The following is a 1,193-nucleotide window of genomic DNA, read 5'->3' on the forward strand; positions in this document are numbered from 1 at the left end:
GTCCTATAAATAACTTGAAAATTTTTCTAAGAAGCTAATTTCAGCTCATCAAGTATTAATTCTATGGGTACATTGTTTTTAGCTTGCTCATAAATAAAATGCACTAATTCTTTAGCCGCTAGGCTTTTAACAGATTTTATAGTGTCGCCAATGGTCTGAAGCTCCTTAAGATGATGCAACCTATAAATTTCTAGAAAATTGATTGCTAAGAATGTAAGCAGAAAGTATCTCTCGATAGAGAGTATACCTTGAACCTTATATTCGTCAAAGCCTAAATGTGTTTTAAGATATTTGTAGTTCGTTTCAATGCTCCATCTTTTTAGATAGTATTTTATTATAGTTTCGTTGCTAAGTTCTACATCTGTAGACATTAGATACACAGGGTCTTTGAAAGTATCTCCATCAACTTCATAGCAAATTAACGCTGTTGCGTTTTCAAACTTTGAAACTTTACCTTCGTATCTATATACTCTATACTCAGTTCCTTCGATGGTAACTACATCTAAGGTAGCTGGATTTATATATTTAGCAAATTCTTTAATTTGCATTGTGATTCCTAATGGAGAGATTTTTCTGTTAGATTTCAAAGCACCAATGAGGTTAAAACCTTTTAGCAGAGAACCTTCGATTAGCTTTTCGCTTGTATACCAACTGTCAACAAGACAATATATTTTGTCACAGTTAGTGGGTTTTTCAAAAGAGCTAATAAAATCTAAAGCTATATCTGTTTTGCCCATAAAAGTTTTATTGTGTTTTTTACAGTTTTCTTCATTTAAATAAGGCTTGTAGTTTAAAGGGATAGACATATCCCCTGCAACAAAATTAGAGGTAACAACACAGTGAGACCAAAGAGTTTTGCCTTCTGTATGGCAGTGATTGTAGCTTAAGCCTTGCATTTTCTTTGCTTGAGTCTTAGGATTCACAGTATCATCTATCACCAGAAATCCTACGGATTTTGGCTTTATGAGTTTATTAAAATGCAAATTTAGATAATTAATACGATTTCTATCAATGAGACTATCGTCCCATTTAGAGTGACTCAAAAATCTATATATAGAACTGCTGCTTTTAGCAGTTAATATATGCTCTGAAACTTTTAATAAGGATTTTGTGCCATCTAAGTTTATTAATCCATCAATAATAGTGGTTAAATGATGAAATTGTGGCTTATTCATTCCATAGTTTACATCATT

Annotated in this window: 1 protein-coding gene; it reads right to left on the reverse strand. The window is 31.9% G+C overall.

Features of this window, described 5'->3' with window-relative positions; genetic code table 11:
- Window positions 1-26: 26 nt before the first annotated feature.
- A partial coding sequence (locus tag FGK85_RS15160) for an IS701 family transposase (RefSeq protein ID WP_171011460.1) occupies window positions 27-1,193 on the reverse strand: 1,167 nt, incomplete at its 5' end.

The organism is Haloimpatiens lingqiaonensis, from assembly GCF_901447495.1.
GTDB lineage: Bacteria > Bacillota > Clostridia > Clostridiales > Clostridiaceae > Haloimpatiens > Haloimpatiens lingqiaonensis.